This is a genomic window from Blastococcus saxobsidens, from assembly GCF_010682065.1.
GTDB classification, from domain to species: domain Bacteria; phylum Actinomycetota; class Actinomycetes; order Mycobacteriales; family Geodermatophilaceae; genus Blastococcus; species Blastococcus saxobsidens_B.
Genome location: NZ_JAAGWG010000040.1, coordinates 1 through 19,792 on the forward strand (window position 1 = coordinate 1; position 19,792 = coordinate 19,792).

The 19,792-nt window shown below is 73.1% G+C and carries 17 protein-coding genes; 12 read left to right on the plus strand and 5 right to left on the minus strand.

Annotated elements, in window-relative coordinates; translation table 11 throughout:
* The first annotated feature begins 89 nt into the window (after positions 1-89).
* Positions 90-620 (plus strand): DUF6817 domain-containing protein, encoded by a 531-nt coding sequence (locus tag GCU60_RS18410; RefSeq protein ID WP_163207890.1) that lies wholly within the window; start codon positions 90-92, stop codon positions 618-620.
* Here GCU60_RS18410 and GCU60_RS18415 read toward each other — a convergent pair.
* Entirely contained in the window at positions 577-990 is a 414-nt protein-coding gene (locus GCU60_RS18415; protein ID WP_163207892.1) for a DoxX family protein, read from the minus strand. The two genes, GCU60_RS18410 and GCU60_RS18415, sit on opposite strands and share 44 nt — an antisense overlap.
* A 157-nt stretch (positions 991-1,147) precedes the next feature.
* Between GCU60_RS18415 and GCU60_RS18420 the strand changes: the two genes are divergently transcribed.
* The 5 genes from GCU60_RS18420 to GCU60_RS18440 all read left to right on the plus strand — a co-directional run bounded on the left by GCU60_RS18420 (position 1,148) and on the right by GCU60_RS18440 (position 7,149).
* Positions 1,148-3,265: a catalase gene (locus tag GCU60_RS18420; protein WP_163207894.1), complete on the plus strand. Its 2,118-nt coding sequence runs from the start codon at positions 1,148-1,150 to the stop codon at positions 3,263-3,265.
* 213 nt (positions 3,266-3,478) lie between these two features.
* Entirely contained in the window at positions 3,479-4,465 is a 987-nt protein-coding gene (locus tag GCU60_RS18425) for an ABC transporter ATP-binding protein (RefSeq protein WP_345770691.1), read from the plus strand.
* Positions 4,465-5,301 carry an ABC transporter permease gene (locus tag GCU60_RS18430; RefSeq protein WP_163207896.1) on the plus strand — a complete coding sequence of 279 codons (837 nt, stop codon included), beginning with the start codon at positions 4,465-4,467 and terminating at the stop codon, positions 5,299-5,301. The genes GCU60_RS18425 and GCU60_RS18430 overlap by 1 nt, the downstream gene beginning before the upstream one ends.
* A 37-nt stretch (positions 5,302-5,338) precedes the next feature.
* Positions 5,339-6,547: a histidine kinase gene (locus GCU60_RS21965; protein WP_163207898.1), complete on the plus strand. Its 1,209-nt coding sequence runs from the start codon at positions 5,339-5,341 to the stop codon at positions 6,545-6,547.
* A complete protein-coding gene (locus GCU60_RS18440) occupies positions 6,544-7,149 on the plus strand; it encodes a response regulator transcription factor (protein ID WP_163207900.1) in 606 nt (201 codons plus the stop codon). The genes GCU60_RS21965 and GCU60_RS18440 overlap by 4 nt, the downstream gene beginning before the upstream one ends.
* 18 nt (positions 7,150-7,167) lie before the next feature.
* Here the strand turns inward: GCU60_RS18440 and GCU60_RS18445 are convergent, their stop codons facing one another.
* Positions 7,168-8,739 (minus strand): succinic semialdehyde dehydrogenase, encoded by a 1,572-nt coding sequence (locus GCU60_RS18445; protein WP_163207902.1) that lies wholly within the window; start codon positions 8,737-8,739, stop codon positions 7,168-7,170.
* Between the two features lie 197 nt (positions 8,740-8,936).
* Between GCU60_RS18445 and GCU60_RS18450 the strand changes: the two genes are divergently transcribed.
* Positions 8,937-10,388, plus strand: coding sequence for a M1 family metallopeptidase (locus GCU60_RS18450; RefSeq protein ID WP_163207904.1), 1,452 nt, complete (start codon positions 8,937-8,939; stop codon positions 10,386-10,388).
* 24 nt (positions 10,389-10,412) lie between these two features.
* Here GCU60_RS18450 and GCU60_RS18455 read toward each other — a convergent pair whose 3' ends face one another.
* Both GCU60_RS18455 and GCU60_RS18460 read right to left on the minus strand, forming a co-directional pair.
* Positions 10,413-11,150 (minus strand): FAD-binding oxidoreductase, encoded by a 738-nt coding sequence (locus GCU60_RS18455; RefSeq protein ID WP_345770692.1) that lies wholly within the window; start codon positions 11,148-11,150, stop codon positions 10,413-10,415.
* A complete protein-coding gene (locus tag GCU60_RS18460) occupies positions 11,143-11,751 on the minus strand; it encodes a molybdopterin-dependent oxidoreductase (RefSeq protein WP_163207906.1) in 609 nt (202 codons plus the stop codon). Before GCU60_RS18460 ends, GCU60_RS18455 begins: the two co-directional genes overlap by 8 nt.
* A gap of 222 nt (positions 11,752-11,973) precedes the next feature.
* Between GCU60_RS18460 and GCU60_RS18465 the strand changes: the two genes are divergently transcribed.
* From GCU60_RS18465 to GCU60_RS18480, 4 genes are all read left to right on the plus strand, one after another.
* On the plus strand, positions 11,974-12,618 hold the full coding sequence (locus GCU60_RS18465; protein WP_345770693.1) for a succinate dehydrogenase cytochrome b subunit: 645 nt from the start codon (positions 11,974-11,976) through the stop codon (positions 12,616-12,618).
* A gap of 10 nt (positions 12,619-12,628) precedes the next feature.
* Positions 12,629-14,575, plus strand: coding sequence for a fumarate reductase/succinate dehydrogenase flavoprotein subunit (locus tag GCU60_RS18470; protein WP_163207910.1), 1,947 nt, complete (start codon positions 12,629-12,631; stop codon positions 14,573-14,575).
* Complete coding sequence (locus GCU60_RS18475) at positions 14,572-15,381, plus strand: succinate dehydrogenase/fumarate reductase iron-sulfur subunit (protein WP_345770694.1); 810 nt, start codon at positions 14,572-14,574, stop codon at positions 15,379-15,381. The genes GCU60_RS18470 and GCU60_RS18475 overlap by 4 nt, the downstream gene beginning before the upstream one ends.
* Positions 15,382-15,493: 112 nt before the next feature.
* Positions 15,494-16,453: a hypothetical protein gene (locus tag GCU60_RS18480; RefSeq protein WP_163207912.1), complete on the plus strand. Its 960-nt coding sequence runs from the start codon at positions 15,494-15,496 to the stop codon at positions 16,451-16,453.
* Between the two features lie 6 nt (positions 16,454-16,459).
* Here GCU60_RS18480 and GCU60_RS21970 read toward each other — a convergent pair whose 3' ends face one another.
* Positions 16,460-18,730, minus strand: a complete 2,271-nt coding sequence (locus GCU60_RS21970; RefSeq protein ID WP_163207914.1) for an EAL domain-containing protein — start codon at positions 18,728-18,730, stop codon at positions 16,460-16,462.
* A gap of 302 nt (positions 18,731-19,032) precedes the next feature.
* Between GCU60_RS21970 and GCU60_RS18490 the strand changes: the two genes are divergently transcribed.
* Positions 19,033-19,788: a hypothetical protein gene (locus tag GCU60_RS18490; protein WP_163207916.1), complete on the plus strand. Its 756-nt coding sequence runs from the start codon at positions 19,033-19,035 to the stop codon at positions 19,786-19,788.
* Positions 19,789-19,792: the final 4 nt, after the last annotated feature.

Consider the following 19,792-nt stretch of genomic DNA (forward strand, 5'->3'; position numbering starts at 1 on the left):
CCTGCCGCCGGGGACCCGTCCTACGTCTCGGCGCCTACCCGCCCGCCGTCACCAACCTCATGACCCACAACACCTAGTACGGTCCGGCCATGGACCCCACCGATCGGCTCGACGCGCTGCTGCGCGAGCGCGGCGCCGCGGACGTCGCGCACCCCGGCGGCACGCTGGCCGGCCACCTCGCGCGGGTGCAGGGGCGGCTGGCCGGGCTGGGGCTGCCCCTCGACGTCCAGCTGGCCGGCCGGGCGCACGCGGTCTACGGCACCCAGGGCTTCGACGTCCGGCTGCTCGCCGACGACGAGCGCCCCCTGCTGGCCGGGATCATCGGGCCGGCCGCGGAAGAGCTGGTGCACCGGTACGGCGCCTGCGACCGGCAGCTCACCTGGCCGGACCTTGCCGGATCCCGCCGGGTGCACGACCGGCACACCGGTACCGCCGAGGAGCTGGACGACGAGCAGCTGCGGGACTTCGCCGACCTGAGCCTGGTCAACGAGATCGACGTCGCCGAGCACGCGCCGGGATTCCTGGACGAGAACGGCGCCTGGTTCCGGCGGCTCACCGAGCAGTGGGCCCCGGTGCTCAGCCCTGTCGTCCTCGCCGAGGCACGGCGGGTGTTCGGCTGAACTCCCGTGAGCCGCGGGCCACCGCGACCGCCCAGCCGATGTAGCCGAGGTTCACCAGCACCCGGGCCGCGACACCCGGCACCCGGTCGTACGGGCGCTGCGCCGCCGACGCCCGCCGCAGCGGGTCCAGGTGGGCCGGCAGGTAGGCGGCCACCAGCCCGGCGGCCAGCCAGGCACCCGACCTGCGCGTCGTCGGCCGGGCCAGCAGCACCCCGGCGAGCACGTCCGCGGCCCCGCTGATCGCCACCGCCGCTCCCGGGGCGGGCACCCATGGCGGGACCAGCCCGCGGAAGTAGGACGGGACGACGGCATGACCGATGCCCGACCCGGTCATCAACGCGGCGAGCCCGACGGCGGCGGCACCCTGCACGAGACCTCCCGGTGTCCGGTGTCCCCATCCTGGCCCGGCGTGCTCCACGGCTGAAGGCTCGAGCGCTCCCGCCCTGTGGAAGCAATCGTTTGCACAGGTCAACCATCCGGGTACCGCGACCAAGATCGAAGAAGCCGATTGTCTGTCAGGAGACCCCGTGCCCCCCACGCGCAAGCCCAACATGTCCGCGCCCCGAACCGTGAGTCCGACCGGTGTGGGCTTCGAAGGACCCAAGGACGGGCGCGACCCGCGGGCCCAGGCCGGCGACACGCTGACCACCCCGAACGGTGTCCGCATCGCCGACACCGACCACTCGCTCAAGGCGGGGCCGCGCGGCCCGGTGCTGCTGGAGGACTTCCACCTCCGCGAGAAGATCATGCACTTCGACCACGAGCGCATCCCGGAGCGCGTGGTCCACGCCCGCGGCGCGGGCGCGCACGGCGTCTTCACCGCGTACGGCACGGCCGGCAAGGTGACCCGGGCCGCGGTCCTGGCCGAGAAGGGCCTGGAGACGCCGGTCTTCGTGCGGTTCTCCACGGTGCTGGGCTCCCGCGGCTCGGCCGACACGGTGCGCGACACCCGCGGGTTCGCGACGAAGTTCTACACGAAGGAAGGCACCTGGGACCTGGTCGGCAACAACATGCCGGTCTTCTTCATCCAGGACGCCATCAAGTTCCCCGACATCGTGCACGCGGCCAAGCCGCACCCCGACCACGAGATCCCCCAAGCACAGTCGGCGCACGACACGTTCTGGGACTTCGTCACCCTCCACACCGAGGCCACCCACCACACGATCTGGAACATGAGCGACCGCGGCATCCCGCGCAGCTACCGGACGATGGAGGGCTTCGGCGTCCACACCTTCCGGCTGGTCAACGACAAGCGGCAGACGGCGCTGGTCAAGTTCCACTGGAAGCCCAAGCTCGGCGTGCACTCCCTCACCTGGGAGGAGGCCCAGCTCGCCGCGGGCTTCGACCCCGACTTCCACCGCCGCGACCTCTACGAGTCGATCGAGGCCGGCGCCTTCCCGGAATGGGAGCTGGGCATCCAGGTCTTCCCCGACACCCCGGATGAGACCTTCCAGGGCATCGACCTGCTCGACCCGACCAAGATCGTGCCCGAGGAGCTCGCCCCGGTGCAGCCCATCGGCCGGCTGGTGCTAAACGCCAACCCGACGAACTTCTTCGCCGAGACCGAGCAGGTCGCCTTCCACACCGGGCACCTGGTGCCCGGCATCGAGGTCACCAACGACCCGCTGCTCCAGGGCCGCAACTTCTCCTACCTGGACACCCAGCTCAGCCGGCTCGGCGGGCCCAACTTCACCCAGATCCCGATCAACCGGCCGCACGCCCCGGTCAACGACAACACCCGCGACGGCTTCCACCAGCACGCCGTCCACCAGGGACAGGCGCCGTACACCCCGAACTCGGTCGACGGCGGCAGCCCCTTCCCGGCCGACTGGTCCGAGGGCGGCTACGTGCACGTGCCGCGGCCGGTCAGCGGCGACGTGGGCCGGACCGCGCCGGCGTCGTTCGACGACCACTACTCGCAGCCGGCGATGTTCTACCGGAGCCTGACCAGCATCGAGCAGCAGCACGTGATCGACGCCTACACCTTCGAGCTCGGCAAGTGCTTCGAGCAGCCGATCAAGGAGCGGGCACTGACGGTCCTGGCCCGCATCGACGCCGATCTCTGCGCCCAGGTCGCCGCCGGGCTGGGGCTCCCGGTGCCGAAGAAGATCAAGGCCGAGAAGGTGCGGGGCGAGTCGCCGGCCCTGCGCCAGATCAAGCCGACCCCGTTCCCGATCGCCGGGCGCATCGTCGGCGTCGTCGCCGGGCCGAAGGCCGACCTCAAGGGCATCGCGAAGCTGCGCGCCGCCCTGGAGGCGGAGGGCGCGCAGCTCAAGGTGATCGCCCCGCACGGCGGGCAGCTGGTCAGCGGCCGGGACGTGGAGATCGTCGAGCGCACGTTCGCCACCGGCCGGTCGATCGAGTTCGACGCGATCGTCGTCGCCGACGGCGCACCCAAGGACGGCGACTTCCGCGCCCTGGTCATGCTGCAGGAGGCGTTCCGCCACCTGAAGGGCATCGGCGCCTGGGGCGACGGCGTCGAGGTGCTGCGCGCCGCCGGCATCGACCCGAAGGCGCCCGGGGTGATCACCGGCCGGAAGGCCAACGCCGCCATGGCCGCGGAGACCATCGCGGCCCTGGGCATGCACCGCGCCTGGGACCGCACCCCGCTGGTGCGCGCCTCGATGGTGCCGCCGACCGTCTGATCCCGATGATCCGCCGCAGGGCGGGACGGCAGCTGCCGTCCCGCCCTGCGTCGTCCGGTAGACCCCTGACGTACGTCACGGGTCGGCCGTGCGACGGCGGGCCGAGATCGTGCACGACGGCACCTGACGCGGGGCCCGGAGCACGGCAGCGTCTGAGGTGCGTCCGAGAGAACCGGCCCGACGGCGGCCGGTGGGACGCACCGAGGAGGTCAGGTGACCGGCGTCGACGCGCACCCCACCCGCACGCGGACCAGCAGGTCCGGCGACGCCCCGGCCGTGGAGGTCGTGGACCTGCAGCGCCGCTACGGCTCCTTCGAGGCCGTGCGCGGGATCTCGTTCGAGGTCCACCCCGGCGAGGTGTTCGCCCTGCTCGGGGTCAACGGCGCCGGCAAGACGTCCGCACTCGAGGTCCTCGAAGGGCTGGCACGCCCGGACGGCGGGACCGTGCGGGTACTCGGCGGCGACCCCCGCCGCGACCACGCCACCGTGCGCCCGCACCTCGGCGTGCTGCTGCAGTCCAGCGGGCTGCCCGGTGACCTCACCGTCGGCGAGACGGTCACCACCTGGGCCCGCACGCTCACCGATCCGCGCCCCGTCGAGGAGGCGCTGGCCCAGGTCGACATGACCGGCCGGGCCGATGTCCGCGTGCGGAGCCTCTCCGGCGGTGAGCGCCGACGCCTGGACCTCGCCCTCGCCCTCCTCGGCCGCCCGCGGGTCCTGGTGCTGGACGAACCGACCACCGGGCTGGACCCGGAGAGCCGGCGGACCGTCTGGTCGCTCGTGCGGGAGATGGTCCGGGGCGGGACGGCCGTCGTCCTGACCACGCACCACCTCGAGGAGGCCGAGGAGCTGGCCGACCGGATCGCCATCCTGCGCTCCGGCCGGATCGAGCTGGAGGGCACTCCCACCGAGATCGCGGCGACCCAGCCGGCCACCATCCGGTTCGACCTGGGGCCGGCCGCTCCCCCGCTGCCGCCGCTGCCGGGCGTCCGGGTCGTCACCCCGTCCCCGCGCGTCGAGCTGCACACCCACGACCTCCAGCCGGCGCTGACCGCCCTGCTGGCGTGGGCCGCCGACCGGGAGCTCACCCTCACCGGCCTCCAGGCGCGGGCGGCCTCCCTGGAACGGGCCTTCCTCGCCGTCGCCGACGGCGCGACCACCACGTCCGACCGGTCCACCCCCGAGAGCAGGAGTGCCTGATGCCCACCGCCACGACCGCCTCGACCGCCTCGACCGCCGCTTCGTCCGCCACCGGGCCCAGCCGCACCCGGCGCACCCTCGCCCTCGCCCGTGCCGAGACCCGGCTGTTCCTCCGCAACCGCACCGCGGTGGTGAACTCGCTGCTGCTGCCGCTGCTCCTGGTCGCCGCCGTCCCGGTGCTCGGCTTCGGTGGCGGCGAGATCCAGGTCGGCCCCCGGCTGGTGGTCAGCGCGATCGGGGTGATGCTGGTCTTCCTGACCTACACCAACCTGCTCGCCACGTTCGTCGCCCGGCGGGAGGACCTGGTCCTCCAGCGGATGCGCACCGGCGAGCTCACGGGTGCGGAGGTCCTCCTCGGGACCGCCGCGCCGACCCTGCTGATCACGTTCGGCCAGGTGGCCCTCGTCGGGGCCGGGACCGCCGCCCTGGGCGAGTGGACGGCGCCCGTGGACGTCGTCCTGCCGCTGGTGGCCCTGATCGGCGGCGGCGCGCTGATGCTGCTGCTGGCGGCGGCGAGCACCGCGTTCACCCGCACGTCCGAGAGCGCGCAGATCACCGCGCTGCCGCTGCTGCTGGTCTCCACCACGCTGTCCGGGCTGTTCTTCCCGCTGTCGGTGCTGCCCGATCCGCTCGCCACCGCCGCCCGGTTCCTGCCGCTCACCCCGATCGTCGAGCTGAGCCAGCTCGGCCTGGCCGGACTGACCTGGAGCGGTGCGGCGGTGGACTGGGCCGGTGCGTGGACCGCCGCCCTCCTCCCGCTCGCGGTGCTCGCTGCCTGGCTGGGCGTCGGCGGTTCGCTCGCCCGGCGCGGATTCCGCTGGGCGCCGCGGCGGTGAGCGCGGCGCTCCCCGGGCATCGGGCACCATGGGCGCCGTGCCGACCGTGACCGGGTGGTGGGGCAGCCGTACCGACCCCGAGCGGATCGAGCTCTACACCCGCTGGTCGTTCTACTCGCTGCTCGCCGCGGTCCCGCTGCTCGCCATTGCCATGCTCGGCAGCGCCGCGCGGCACGTCCCCGATCTCGCGGTGGGAGCGTTCCTCCTCGGCGCGGCCGGTACCGCCGTCGGCGGGGTGGTGCTCACCCGCCGTGGCCTGGCCGCGCACGGCAACGGCGACGCCCTGCCGCCCGCCGCCCTCGCGGGTTCCTTCGCGGCCGCGGGGCTGATGGCGGCCGCCGGGGCGTGGGCCTTCAGCGGCGGCGGCGGCGAACCCGACCCCGCCGTCCCGTGGTCGGTGGCGATCCCGCTGGGCGTCGTCCTGACCACCTGCTCGACGGTCTGGCCGACCCGCCGACTGCTGCCGCACACCGCCACGGTGGGGGTGCTCAGCGGGTTCGCCGCCCACCTCGACGGCACACCGGCCGCGGCCGCGGTGGCGCAGGGCTTCGTGCTGGCCCTCGCGGTGGTCGGGGTGGTCGCCGCCTTCCGGTTCTCCGTGTGGGTGCTGGACGTGGTGCGGGAGATGGCGCGCAGCCGCGGGGTGCAGCTGCAGCTGGCGCTCGCCGAGGAACGGCTGCGCTTCGCCCGCGACCTGCACGACGTCATGGGCCGGGACCTGTCCACCATCGCGGTGAAGAGCCAGCTGGCCGGCGAGCTGGTGCGCCGGGGACAGCCGGGGGCAGCGGAGGAGCTCACGGACATCAGCCGGATCGCCGAGGGCTCCCTGCGCGAGGTGCGCGAGGTGGTGCGGGGCTACCGCACGGCGGACCTCGCCGGAGAGCTGGCCGGTGCCCGATCCGTGCTGCGGGCCGCAGGCGTGGCGTGCACCGTCGCCGGCGAGGACGGGGGCGCCGACCTACCGGAGCAGGTGCACACGGCGCTGGGCTGGGTGGTGCGCGAGGCGGTGACCAACGTGCTCCGGCACAGCCACGCCGGGCAGTGCACGATCTCCCTGTGCGTCGCCGAGCGGGAGGTCGAGCTGTCCGTGGTCAACGACGGAGCGGCTGACTCGGCAGCCCCGTGGGGCAACGGCCTCACCGGGCTGGCCGAACGACTCGACGCGCTCGGTGGGCAGCTGACCGCCGGCGCCGACGGCGGACGGTTCGCGCTCACCGCCCGGCTCCCCCTGCGAGCCGGCGCATGATCCGGATCCTGCTCGCCGACGACGAGAACCTGATCCGCTCGGCGCTGGCCGCGCTGCTGGCGCTGGAGGACGACCTCGAGGTCGTGGCCGAGGCCGCCTCGGCGGCCGAGGCGCTGGCCCTGGCGCGGGCGCACGCCCCCGACGTGGCGGTGCTGGACCTCCAGCTGCCCGACCGCGACGGCATCTCGCTGGCCGCCGAGCTCGCCGCCGTCGTCCCCGGCTGCGGGCTGGTCATCGTGACCGGGCACGGCCGGCCCGGCCACCTCAAGCGGGCGCTGGAGGCGGGCGTCCGGGGCTTCCTGCCCAAGACCGTGAACTCCGGCGTGCTGACCGCGGTCGTCCGGACGGTGCACGGTGGCGGCCGCTACGTGGACCCGGAACTGGCTGCGGAGGCGATCAGCGCCGGGGACAGCCCGCTCACCCCGCGCGAGGCCGACATCCTGGAGCTGGCCGCCGGCGGGGCGCCGGTCGAGGAGATCGCCGCCCGGGCGCACCTCTCCCCCGGCACGGTCCGCAACCACCTCTCCGCAGCGGCCGCCAAGCTCGGTGCGCACAACCGGCACGCCGCCGTCACCGAGGCCCGCCGGCACGGCTGGATCTGACGCCGGCGGGCCCGGAGGTCACTTCAGGAACGGCATCCGCTTCAGCGCCTTGAGACCGGCGGTCATGACGGTGGCGTAGCGCTCCAGCGGCAGTCCGGGCATCGGGCCGACGGGCAGCCCGCGCTGGACGGCGACGGTCTGGCTCTCGGTGTACTTGAGGATGCCCTCGCGGCCGTGCCGCCGGCCCACGCCGGAGTCCTTCATCCCGCCCATCGGCGCATCGTGCGAGGCCCAGGTCGCGGCGTAGGCCTCGTTGACGTTGACCGTGCCGGCCTGGATGCGGGTGGCGAGCTCCGCGCCCCGTGCCGGCGTCGTCCAGATGCTGGCGTTCAGCCCGTACTCGGTGTCGTTGGCCCGCTCGACCGCCTCCTCGGCGTCCCGCACCCGGGCGACGGCGACCACCGGGCCGAACGTCTCGTCGCGGGCCAGCTCCATCCCGTCGGTGACGCCCTCCAGCACGGTGGGCTCGTAGAACAGCGGGCCGAGGTCGGGCCGGGCCTTGCCACCGGCGAGCACCCGGGCGCCCTTGGCGACGGCGTCGTCGACGTGCCGGGAGACGACGTCGAGCTGGTCCTCGCTCACCAGCGAGCCCATCTCGGCCTCCCAGGTCAGGCCGGTGGCGAGCTTCATCCGCTCCACCCGCTCGACGAACGCCGGCACGAACCGGTCGTAGATCCCGTCCTCCACGTACATCCGCTCCACCGAGATGCACAGCTGGCCGGAGTTGGAGAAGCAGGCGCGGACGGCGCCCTCGACGGTCTTCCCCAGGTCGGCGTCGGCCAGCACGATCATCGGGTTCTTGCCGCCGAGCTCCGCGGAGAAGCCGATCAGCCGGCGCGCGCACTGCTCGGCGACGATCCGGCCGGTGGCGGTGGAGCCGGTGAACATCAGGTACTCGACGCCCTCGATCAGCGGGGTGCCCAGGTCTCGCCCGGCACCGGTGACCACCTGGAACAGCTCCCGGGGCAGGCCCGCCTCGAACAGGAGCTCGACGGCGATGAGCGCGGTGAACGGCGTCTGCGCGTCGGGCTTGAGCACGATGCCGTTGCCGGCCAGCAGCGCCGGGATCGCGTCGGAGACGGCGAGGGTCAGCGGGTAGTTCCACGGGCTGATGACGCCGATCAGCCCCTTGGGGTGGTGGTGCTCCACCGTGCGGGTCAGCACCGGCAGGGCGCCCTGGCGGCGGGTCGGGCGGAGGTGCTTCGCTGCGGTGTTGGCGTAGTACCGGGCGGTCATCGCGACGTCGGCCAGCTCCTCGAAGGCGCTCACCCGTGCCTTGCCGGTCTCGGCCTGCGCGACGTCGAGGATCTGCTCCTGCCGCTCCAGGACCAGGTCGTGGTAGCGCAGCATCACCGCGGCGCGCTCGGCGATCGGACGCCGCGCCCACGCCACCTGCGCCGCGCGGGCCCGCCGCTGGGCCTCGCGAACGTCCTCGGCGGTGCAGGTCGGGACCTCGCCGACGACCTCTCCGGTGAAGGGTGCGTGCGAGGCCTGCCGGGGACGGTCGGGTGCGGCGGTGACCAGCGCGGCCAGCCGGGAGACCAGTGCCGGGTCCAGCGCCGGGGTCGGGTGCGGGGCGGTCGTCGTCATGCAGCCTCCCTACCCGTCGACCGCCCGGCGGCTAACCGATGGTTGGCGAGCACGCCTCCCCGGGCTGTAACGGCACGCGAGCGACCGGAACTCGGGGTCAGCCACCGGTCACCTCGCCGCCGCCGTCGCCCGCGCGCTCGGCCTAGCCTGCGCGGGGTCCTCGCACGGCACGTCACCCCTTCTCTCCGGGAGCGGCCATGAACCGCAGACTCGCAGTCCTGACAGCGACCACCGTGCTCGTGGGCCTGGCGCCCACAGCGGCGGCCGCCGACGACGCCGACCACCGATCGGGGGGATCCCCGGGCGCACCGGGGATCGGTGATCCCTACTTCCCCCTCGACGGCAACGGCGGCTACGACGTCGGGCACTACGACCTCGACGTCGCGTACGACCCGCACACCGACGTGCTCACCGGCCTCGCCACCATCACGGCCACGGCGACGCAGCACCTGTCGAGCTTCAACCTCGACCTCGAGGGCATGACGGTCCACTCGATCACCGTCGACGGCAAGGCCGCCGGCTGGCACCGCGAGGGGGGCGAGCTGACGGTCGTCCCGGAGCGTTCGCTCAAGCACGGCAAGGACTTCACGGTCGTCGTCGCCTACGACGGCGTGCCGCAGACGATCACCGACGCGTTCGGCGTCAGCGGCTTCATGCACACCGACGACGGCGCCGTCGTCGCCGGGCAGCCGGACGCCGCGGCGACCTGGTTCCCGGCCAACGACCACCCCCTCGACGACGCCTCTGTCAGCGTCGCGGTCACGGTGCCCGAAGGGCTCGCGGGCATCTCCAACGGCGTGCTCAAGGGCACGTGGACCGAACATGGCCGCACGACCTGGGTGTGGAAGGCCCGGGAGCCGATGGCCACCTACCTGGTGACCCTCGCGGTCGGCGACTTCGACGTCCGCGAGTACGCGGCCGACGGGATCCGGTACTGGGACGCCGTCGATCCCGACCTCTACAAGGAGCCCGGCCCGGAAGGTGCCTCGATCGGCGAGACCGTCGACGCCTCGTTCGCCAGGCAACCGGAGATCAACGGTTTCCTGGCGGAGTACTTCGGGCCGTACCCGTTCAGGGCCTCCGGCGGCATCGTCGACCACCACCCGGAGCTGGCGTTCGCCCTGGAGACGCAGACCCGTCCGGTCTACGCGCAGGACTTCTTCACCGACCCGGTGCTGGCCGACGTCGTCGTCGTGCACGAGCTGGCCCACCAGTGGACCGGCGACCTGGTGCGGCTGGCGGCCTGGCAGCACATCTGGCTCAACGAGGGCATGGCGACCTACGCCGAGTGGCTGTGGCTGGAGCGCGAGGGCCTCTCCACCGTCGAGGAGGAGTTCCGGTCCCTCTACGACGCCACGGACCTGCCACCGGGCTTCTGGGACGTCATCATCGGTGACCCGGGACCGGCGACCGAGGAGCTGTTCGACGCGGCCGTGTACTACCGGGGCGCGATGACGCTGCACTCGCTGCGGCTCGTCGTCGGTGACGAGGCGTTCTTCGACATCCTGCGCACGTGGGTGGCGACGTACGCCGGTCAGGCGGTCACCACGGACGACTTCGTGGCGCATGCCGAGGCCGTGTCCGGGCGCGAGCTCGACGACCTCTTCCGGACGTGGCTGTTCACGGCGGGCAGGCCGGCCCTCGGCTGAGGAGCGCCGGTGGCGGGCCGGCCGTCAGGCCGGTCCGCCGCTGGGGCCGAACTGCTCCACCCGGATGGACTCCGCGGGGATGCCGAGCGCCTCCAGCAGCCGCGTGGCCGCCCCGGCGAAGGAGGCGGAGCCGCAGACGAACGCCGTCTGGCCCGGTTCCCAGAGCGGCACGAGGTCGGCGGCGGTCAGCCGGCCGGCGGGCCGGATGCCGCTGGGTTCGCGCGTGGTGGCGACCAGGGCCCCGGCGGCCCGCAGCTCGTCGGCGTAGGGCAGCAGCTCCAGCTCGCGGACCGAGACGGCGATGCGCAGCAGGTCGGTGCGCCCGAGCGCCTGTGCGGTGCGCAGCATCGACACGAACGGCACGACGCCGCTGCCGCCGGCGACGAGCAGGGCCGGCGTCTCGCCGTCCCACACGAACCAGCCGCCGATGGGGCCACGGACCTCGAGCTCGTCGCCGGGCTCCACCACGTCGGCCAGGTGGGTGGATACCTCGCCGTCGTCCAGCCGCTCGACGAACAGCTCCAGCAGCGGGTCGCCGGGTGCCGACGCGATCGAGTACGACCGCTGGGCGGTGTAGCCGTCGGGGGCGGTGAGCCGGACGACGTAGTGCTGGCCGGGCAGGTGGTCGACCCGGTCGGCGACGTCGAGCCGCAGCTGCACCGAGCGCGGCACGGGACGCCGGACGCCGGCGACGGTGGCCGTGCGCCACCCCCCGCTGGGCGCACCGGCGACCCCGGCGCCGAGGGGCCGGGCGTCAGTCACCCTGGTACCGCTGCTGCCGCCACGGGTCGCCGCGGTCGTGGTAGCCGTTCTGCTCCCAGAAGCCGGGCTGGTCCCGGGTCAGCAGGGAGAGCTTGCTGATCCACTTGGCGCTCTTCCAGAAGTACAGGTGCGGGACGAGCAGGCGCACCGGTCCGCCGTGCTCGGGCGTCAGCGGCCGGCCGTCGAACTCCCACACCAGCCACGCCCTGCCACCGGTGACGTCGGCCAGCGGCAGGTTGGTGGTGTAGCCGGTCTTCGACGTCGCCATGACGAACTGCGCCTCGGCGGTCGGCCGGGCCACCTCCAGCAACGAGTCGACGCTGATGCCGGTGAACCGGGTGTCGAACTTCGACCAGGTGGTGACGCAGTGGATGTCGCCGCGGTACTCCGACGGCGGCAGCCGGCGCGCCTCGTCCCAGGTCCAGGTCGTGGGGTTCTCCACCCGCCCGTCGACGGTGATGCTCCAGGTCTCGGGGGCGATGCGCGGGGTCGGCTCGGCGGTGAGCACCGGCCAGTCGGCGCCGACGTCGTACTGGCCCGGCGGCAGGCGCGGGTCGCGCTCGCGCCGGCGGCCGAGGAAACCGCGGGTGGGGGTGGGCACGGAGGCATCCTCTCCCCCGCGCCCGCGCGGCTCAACCGGCACGTCCTTGACCTGCGCGGACACCGTCGAGTGCCCGCCGACCTGCGGTGAGGGCAGCCTTAGATGAGGTGTGTCACCTCGTGTTGGCTTGGTGGCAAGGCCCAGGTAGTCCTAGCGTGGTCAGTTGTGGTGACGGTGACGCACGCCAGTCGTAGGACTCCGAAGGTTGCAAAGACCAACTCGGTGTTGAAGAAGGCCGTCATGGCCGTCAGCGGCATCGTGATGGTGCTGTACCTGATCGCGCACATGATCGGGAACCTCAAGGCCTTCTCCGGTGCCGAGTCGTTCAACAGCTACTCGGCCTGGATCCGGACGGTCGGCAACCCGGCGCTGCCGGGCCAGACGACGCTCTGGATCATCCGGATCGCCCTGCTGGTCGCGGTGGTCGCGCACATCTGGGCTGCGGTGTCGCTGTGGCGCCAGGCCAAGCGCGCCCGGCCCGAGCGGTACGTGACCAAGAAGGCCGTGGCGCAGAGCTACGCCTCGCGGACCATGCGCTGGGGCGGCGTGATCATCCTGGCCTTCATCATCTACCACATCCTCGACCTGACGACGGGCACCGTGAACCCCGAGGGCCACGACAGCACGCCCTACGACCGGCTCGTCGCCAGCTTCGAGAACCCGCTCGTCACGGCGTTCTACGCCATCTCGGTGATCCTGCTGGGCATGCACCTGCGGCACGGCATCTGGAGCGCCACCCAGACCCTGGGCCAGAGCAACCGCCGCCGCGAGAAGACCGTGAGCGCCTTCGCCTTCGGGTTCGCGACGCTGCTCACGCTCGGCTTCCTCCTCGTGCCCCTCTCCGTCCTCTTCGGGCTCATCGACTAAGGACCTCCAGATGCCTCTCGAGCTGTTCACCACCGGCGAGCCCATCGCCGACACCAAGGCCCCCACCGACGTCCCGATCGGCGAGCGCTGGAGCGAGCGCCAGTTCCGCGGCCGCCTGGTCAACCCGGCCAACCGCCGCAAGATGACGATCATCGTCGTCGGCACCGGCCTGGCCGGCGGCTCCGCCGCCGCCACGCTCGGCGAGGCCGGCTACAAGGTGAAGTCCTTCTGGTACCAGGACAGCCCGCGCCGCGCGCACAGCGTCGCCGCGCAGGGCGGGATCAACGCCGCCAAGAACTACCGCAACGACGGCGACAGCGTGCACCGGCTGTTCTACGACACGGTCAAGGGCGGCGACTTCCGGGCGCGGGAGAACAACGTGCACCGCCTGGCCGAGGTCAGCGTCAACATCATCGACCAGGCCGTCGCCCAGGGCGTGCCCTTCGCCCGCGAGTACGGCGGCCTGCTCGACAACCGCTCGTTCGGCGGCACGCAGGTGTCGCGCACGTTCTACGCCCGCGGCCAGACGGGCCAGCAGCTGCTCTACGGCGCCTACCAGGCCCTCGAGCGGCAGATCGCGGCCGGCACCGTGGAGCAGAACGCGCGCACGGAGATGCTGGACCTGATCATCGTCGACGGCCGGGCCCGGGGCATCGTCGCCCGGGACCTGGTCACCGGCGAGATCAGCACCCACTTCGCCGACGCCGTCGTCATCGCCAGCGGTGGCTACAGCAACGTCTTCTACCTCTCCACCAACGCCAAGGGCTCCAACACCACGGCGATCTGGCGGGCGCACAAGCGGGGCGCGTACTTCGCCAACCCCTGCTACACGCAGATCCACCCGACCTGCATCCCGGTCAAGGGCGACTACCAGTCGAAGCTGACCCTGATGTCGGAGTCGCTGCGCAACGACGGCCGCGTGTGGGTGCCCAAGGAGCGTGGCGACGACCGCCCCGCCAACGACATCCCCGAGGACGAGCGCGACTACTACCTCGAGCGGCTCTACCCGGCGTTCGGCAACCTGGTGCCCCGCGACATCGCCTCGCGCCAGGCCAAGAACGTCTGCGACGAGGGCCGCGGGGTCGGCCCCGGCGGGCTGGGGGTCTACCTCGACTTCGCCGAGGCGATCGAGCGGCTGGGCCGCCCGGCGGTCGAGGCCAAGTACGGGAACCTCTTCGACATGTACGCCCAGATCACGGGCGAGGACCCCTACGTGACGCCGATGCGGATCTTCCCCGCCGTGCACTACACGATGGGCGGCCTGTGGGTGGACTACGACCTGCAGTCGACGATCCCCGGCATGTTCGTCATCGGTGAGGCCAACTTCTCCGACCACGGCGCCAACCGCCTGGGCGCCAGCGCGCTCATGCAGGGTCTGGCCGACGGCTACTTCGTCCTGCCGTCGACGATCAGCAGCTACCTGGCCGACGGCCCCTTCGAGAAGGTCGACGAGAGCCACCCGGCCGCCGTCGAGGCGCTGCAGGGCGTGCAGGAGCAGACCCAGAAGCTGCTCAACATCAACGGCACCCGCACGCCGGCGTCGTTCCACCGCGAGCTCGGCCAGCTGATGTGGGACCTGTGCGGCATGGAGCGCACGGACGAGGGGCTGCGCAAGGCCATCGACCGCATCCGGGAGATCCGCCAGGAGTTCTGGAGCAACCTCAAGGTCGGCGGCGACTGGCACTCGTTCAACCAGACGCTGGAGCACGCCGGCCGCGTCGCCGACTTCATCGAGCTCGGCGAGCTCATGTGCGTCGACGCGCTGCACCGCCGCGAGAGCTGCGGCGGGCACTTCCGAGCGGAGAGCCAGACCCCCGAGGGCGAGGCGCTGCGCGACGACGAGAACTTCGCCTACGTCGCCGCCTGGGAGTGGACGCCGGAGGGTCAGGCCCCGGTGCTCCACAAGGAGAACCTCGAGTACGAGTACGTCCACCTCGCACAGCGGAGCTACAAGTGACAGCCAGCATGCAGTCCAGCGTCGGCAACCCCGGCGCGGAGAAGCGCGGGATGAACCTCACCCTGCGCATCTGGCGCCAGCAGGGGCCGACGGCCAAGGGCAAGATGGTGACCTACAAGATCACCGACATCTCCCCCGACATGTCGTTCCTCGAGATGCTCGACGTGCTCAACGAGCAGCTGATCCTGCAGGGCGACGACCCGGTGGCCTTCGACCACGACTGCCGCGAGGGCATCTGCGGCATGTGCGGCGTCATGATCAACGGGCAGGCCCACGGCCCGCAGCAGACGACGACGTGCCAGCTGCACATGCGCTCGTTCAAGGACGGCGACTCGATCGACATCGAGCCGTGGCGCGCCTCGCCGTTCCCGGTGATCAAGGACCTCGCCGTCGACCGGCGCGCGTTCGACCGGATCATCCAGGCCGGCGGTTACATCTCCGTGCCCACCGGCACCGCCCCGGACGCGCACGCGACCCCGGTGCCCAAGGCCGACTCCGACGCCGCGTTCGACGCCGCCACCTGCATCGGCTGCGGCGCGTGCGTGGCGGCCTGCCCGAACGCCTCCTCGATGCTGTTCACCGCCGCCAAGGTCACCCACCTCGGGCTCATGCCGCAGGGCCAGCCCGAGCGCAACGACCGGGTGGTCAACATGATCGCGCAGCAGGACCGCGAGGGCTTCGGTGGCTGCACGAACATCGGCGAGTGCTCCGCCGCCTGCCCGAAGGGCATCTCGATGGAGACCATCTCGCGGCTCAACCACGACCTCCTCGGCGCGCTGCGCGCCGGTGCGCGGCCGAAGAGCTAGCAGCCGAGCACGGCAGAACGGGCGGGGGTCCTCCGGGACTCCCGCCCGTTCTGCGTCCCGGCACCGGACCGGGGTGTTCCGCAAGTCCCCGGACACCTGCCAGACTGCGGCCGTGACCGCGGCCGCTCCCCCGACCGAGCTGCCCACCTCGACCCTGCGGCGGGCCCTCGGCCACGTCGTGCTCGCCGGGGTGCTGGGCGTGTTCGCCGGGATGGCGGCCACGCCGCTGCTCGGGGCGTCGCTGTTCGGCAGGTGGCCGGCCGTCCTGATCGCCGCCGCGGTCGTCGTCTGCCTGTCCACCGTCGCGGCGGCCGCCCTCGACCGGGCGGCCGGTCCCGGAGCGCTCGGCCGACCGGGAGCGGTGCTCCGCGGCGTCGTCGTCGGGGGCCTGGGGTCGGCAGCGGCCATGGGAGTCGCGCTCTGGGCGATCCAGACACCGTCCGATGTCGCCGACGTGCTGCCGGTGCCGCTGCGCTTCGCCGCCGTCGCCCTCCCCTTCGCCGTCCTGGCGGGCCTGCAGTGGCCCGGCGCGGTCCGGATCGGAACCGCCGTGCTCCTCGTGGCCGGGACGGCGGCCGTCGTCGTCCCGGCGGGGACGGCGGCGGTCGAGGAGGGGCAGGCGGAGCGCATCGCCACCGAGGTGGGCACGACCGAGCACCCGTGGGTGAGCGAGGTCGACGGCTACCGGCTGTCCGCGTCGCAGGTGACGGGCAGCCCGCTCATCTGGACCCGCCTCGAGCGGGACGACCTCCGGCCGGACGCCGTGCTGTGGCTGTTCCGCGACCAGCCGGTCGACCCGGCCACGTCCGACCCGTGCGCGGCGTTCTCGCTGTGGACCCCCGGCGGCGACCAGCCGATCACGTCGTGCACCCAGGTCGGCGACGGGGCGTGGCTCCGCGGCACCGGCTCCTGGCAGGAGCTCGCCCGCTTCGACGCCGACGTCCGCGTCGGGGTGACGGCGGACCCGGGGGTCGAGCGCGCGGTGCTCGAGGCAGCGCTGGACGCGGCCCGGCCGATGACCGACGCGGAGTACGAGACCTGGCTGGACGAGGGCATGACGCCGGGCTGGTGACCCGGCTCAGCCGACGGTGGTGCCGGCCCGCTCCTCCAGCCAGAGCCAGAGCTGCTCGGGGGGCAGCGGCCGGCTGAGGTGGTAGCCCTGGACGAGGTCGCACCCGAGACTGGTCAGGGCGTCGACGGTCGCCTGGTCCTCCGCGCCCTCGGCCACCAGCACCAGGCCCAGGGCGTGCGCCAGCTGCAGCGTCGAGGTGACGATCGACTCCGCCCGGGCACTGCCGGTCATGGCCGAGACGAAGGTGCGGTCGAGCTTCAGCTCCGTCACCGGCAGCGCGGCGAGGTAGGCCAGGCTCGAGTGCCCGGTGCCGTAGTCGTCGATCGCCACGCCCACGCCGTCGTCCCGGAGCCGGCCCAGGACCCGGACGGCACGCTCCCGGTCCTCCATGAGCAGGCTCTCGGTCACCTCGAGGACGAGGGAGCGGGCCGACCGGCCGTGGTCGCGCAGCAGCGCGGCCACGTGGTCGGGGAACTGCTCGTCGACCAGGTTGGAGGGGCTGACGTTGACCGCCATGGTCAGCTCGCGCCCCTCGTCGGCCCAGGCCCGGGACTGGGCCAGCGCCATGTCGATGACCTGCGTGGTGAGGCGGCTCATCAGGCCGGCGGACTCCGCCAGGTCGATGAAGGTGTCCGGGTAGAGCAGCCCGCGGGTGGGGTGCTGCCAGCGGACGAGCGCCTCGACGCCGTCGATCTCGCCGGTGCTCAGCGCCAGCTTCGGCTGGTAGTGCAGCACCAGCTCGTGGCGGTCCAGGGCCCGGCGCAGTTGGGCGACGTCCTCCAGGCGGTGCCGCCCGTGCCCGTCGCGGTCCTCGTCGAAGACGCTGACCCCCTGGCGGCCGCCCTTGGCCGCGTACATGGCCAGGTCGGCCAGCTGCAGCAGCTCCGCGGTGCTCGTGGAGTCGCCCGGGCCGACGGCGATGCCGATGCTGACGTCGACACCGAGCTCGACGCCGTCGAAGACGAACGGGCGGAGGAACTGCTCGCGCAGCCGGTGGCCCAGCGCCATCGCCGCGGCGGCGTCCAGGTCCTCGGCGAGGACGACGAACTCGTCGCCGCCCAGGCGGGCGAGCAGGTCCGCGGAGCGCAGCCGCTCCCGGAGCCGGCCGCCGACCTCGACCAGCAGCGCATCGCCGATCGAGTGGCCGAGGGAGTCGTTGATCTCCTTGAACCGGTCGAGGTCGAGCACCAGGACGGCGATCGTGGTCCCGTCGGCCAGTCGCTCGTCGGCGGAGTCGAAGGCCTCGAACACCGAGCGCCGGTTGGGCAGGCCGGTGAGCTCGTCGGTCCGCGCCTGCTTGAGGCTGTCGGCCAGCGCCCGCACGTCGCGGAAGGTCAGACCGGTGCGCGCCAGGGCGGCCAGCACGGCACCCATGGCCAGCGAACCGGCCACGGGGTCGCCGTCGGCGAGGTACCCCTGGAAGAGGATGCCGAGCGCGACCAGGGCACAGGCGGCCGGCACGACCAGCGGCCGCTGGGCGGCGACGGCGGTGTCCAGCCGGACCGGTCGCGGCGCCACGCAGGCGCCCAGGCCCAAGCCGATGAACGCCAGGCCCCACAGCGTGTCCAGCGGACCGCCCACCACGTAGGTGCCGTGCACGACCTGGTAGGCGTACGCGGTGTCGGCGACGACGAACATCGCCAGCCCGCCGGTCATCCACCACCAGCCGGGGCTCGCGTCCCGACCGATGAGGACCAGACCGCCGGCGATGAGCCCGAAGAGGAAGAGGTCGGCGGCGGCGTATCCCATGCTGGCGATCAGGGCCAGGTCCCGTCCGGCCTCCTGCATGAGTGCGCCGAGTGCGACGGCGGCGGCCACCGCGGCGGCGGTGAGCCCGGTGACCGCGCAGTCCAGCCAGGTGCTCAGCGGCAGCCGGCGGGTGCGCCGCCTGATCAGCAGGAGCAGTCCGACGAAGGCCAGCGGGTAGAAGCCCATGAAGGCGGCGTCGGACCACGACGGCTGCGGGACGACGGCGACGTGCCGGTAGTGGAACTCGTAGGCGGCCGCACCGGCCAGGTAGCAGGCCACCGCGCCGGCGAAGCACCACCAGGCCGCGCGGCCGGCGCCGGCCGCGCCGCGGACGGCGAACATGACCACCAGCGAGGCGAGGAAGACCAGCTTGCCCTTCTCGGCCAGCAGCGAGGCGACCGTGCCGACCCCTGCGGCGCTGGCGATCGAGGCGAGGACCCAGGCGCCGCCGGAGACGGCGCCCAGCACGCGGACAGCACGCAGCGACCGGTCACCGCCGCGCTGGTGGGCGCGCGCCTCCCGGGTCACTGCAGACCGCCGAAACCACATGGGAACTGGTTCGGCTGAAATCGGGCCCGACTGAAACGCACGTCACCTCGGTGCCCCCCGCCCGGGTGAGGGCCGGGTCCCGCGCTCCTCGCGACCGGTGCGCCGGCCGCGAGGAGCAGGTGACGATCGAGGCTGCCGCCCGGCGCCGCCCGGGTGCCGGCGGGGCGACCGGGCCGGCGATCGCACGGTGGCCGCCCGAACGGGTGAGGCGCAGTTCAGTCGACCGGTGGCCGGGTCGAGAACCTGCTGGTCAGCAACCGAACGGGGAGGGAGGACCGCCGATGGCCACCGAGTCCCTCGGACCGGACCCCGACGGCGGGCTGGGCCGACGAGCCCGCACGCTGTGCCTGCTGGGGCTCATGGTCGCCCTCCTCGGTCTGGCGACCCTGCTGGCGCCCGCCCTCGCGGTCGAGGCCGCCTACCTGCCGGGACTCTCCCTGCCCTGGTGGGCCATGGTGCTGGGCTTCGCCGCCAGCGAGGCGTTCGTGCTGCACATCCAGCGACGGCGCGAGGCGCAGACCATCTCCTTCAGCGAGATTCCGCTGGTCGTGGGGATGTTCCTGGCCACGCCGCTCGCGGTCGTCATCGGGCGCACCGTGGCCAGCGTGGTCGCGATGCTCTGGTACCGCCGCACCCCGCCCATGAAGCTCGCCTTCAACGTCGCCCTCCTGACCGGTGAGACGACCCTCGCCCTCGCCGTCTTCCACGCGGTGGCACCCGACAGCGGGCCCGCGGGCCCGGCCACGTGGCTCGCGGCGTACGCCGGTGCACTGGCGGCCGACGTCCTCGCCGCCGCGGCGATCAGTGCCGTCATCGCCGCCCACGACGGCGGAGTGGACGTGCGCTCGCTCCTGTCCGACGCGGGATCGCTGGTGGTCCCGCTCATCGGCACGACCCTGGGGCTGATGGCGGTCCTGACCCTGAGCGCGTCCGCGACGGCCGGATGGTTGCTGGCGGCCTGCGGGATGTTGTGCCTGCTCGCCTTCCGCAGTTACGCCGCACTCGCGACACGCCACCTCAACCTCGAACGGCTCTAGCGGT

What these genes read in the sequence shown, in the direction of transcription:
- GCU60_RS18440 (WP_163207900.1), top strand. Translation starts at nt 6,544, where the DNA reads ATGATCCGGATCCTGCTCGCCGACGACGAGAACCTGATCCGCTCGGCG.
- GCU60_RS18430 (WP_163207896.1), top strand. Translation starts at nt 4,465, where the DNA reads ATGCCCACCGCCACGACCGCCTCGACCGCCTCGACCGCCGCTTCGTCC.
- GCU60_RS18445 (WP_163207902.1), bottom strand. Translation starts at nt 8,739, where the DNA reads ATGACGACGACCGCCCCGCACCCGACCCCGGCGCTGGACCCGGCACTG.
- GCU60_RS18450 (WP_163207904.1), top strand. Translation starts at nt 8,937, where the DNA reads ATGAACCGCAGACTCGCAGTCCTGACAGCGACCACCGTGCTCGTGGGC.
- GCU60_RS18410 (WP_163207890.1), top strand. Translation starts at nt 90, where the DNA reads ATGGACCCCACCGATCGGCTCGACGCGCTGCTGCGCGAGCGCGGCGCC.
- GCU60_RS18470 (WP_163207910.1), top strand. Translation starts at nt 12,629, where the DNA reads ATGCCTCTCGAGCTGTTCACCACCGGCGAGCCCATCGCCGACACCAAG.
- GCU60_RS18490 (WP_163207916.1), top strand. Translation starts at nt 19,033, where the DNA reads ATGGCCACCGAGTCCCTCGGACCGGACCCCGACGGCGGGCTGGGCCGA.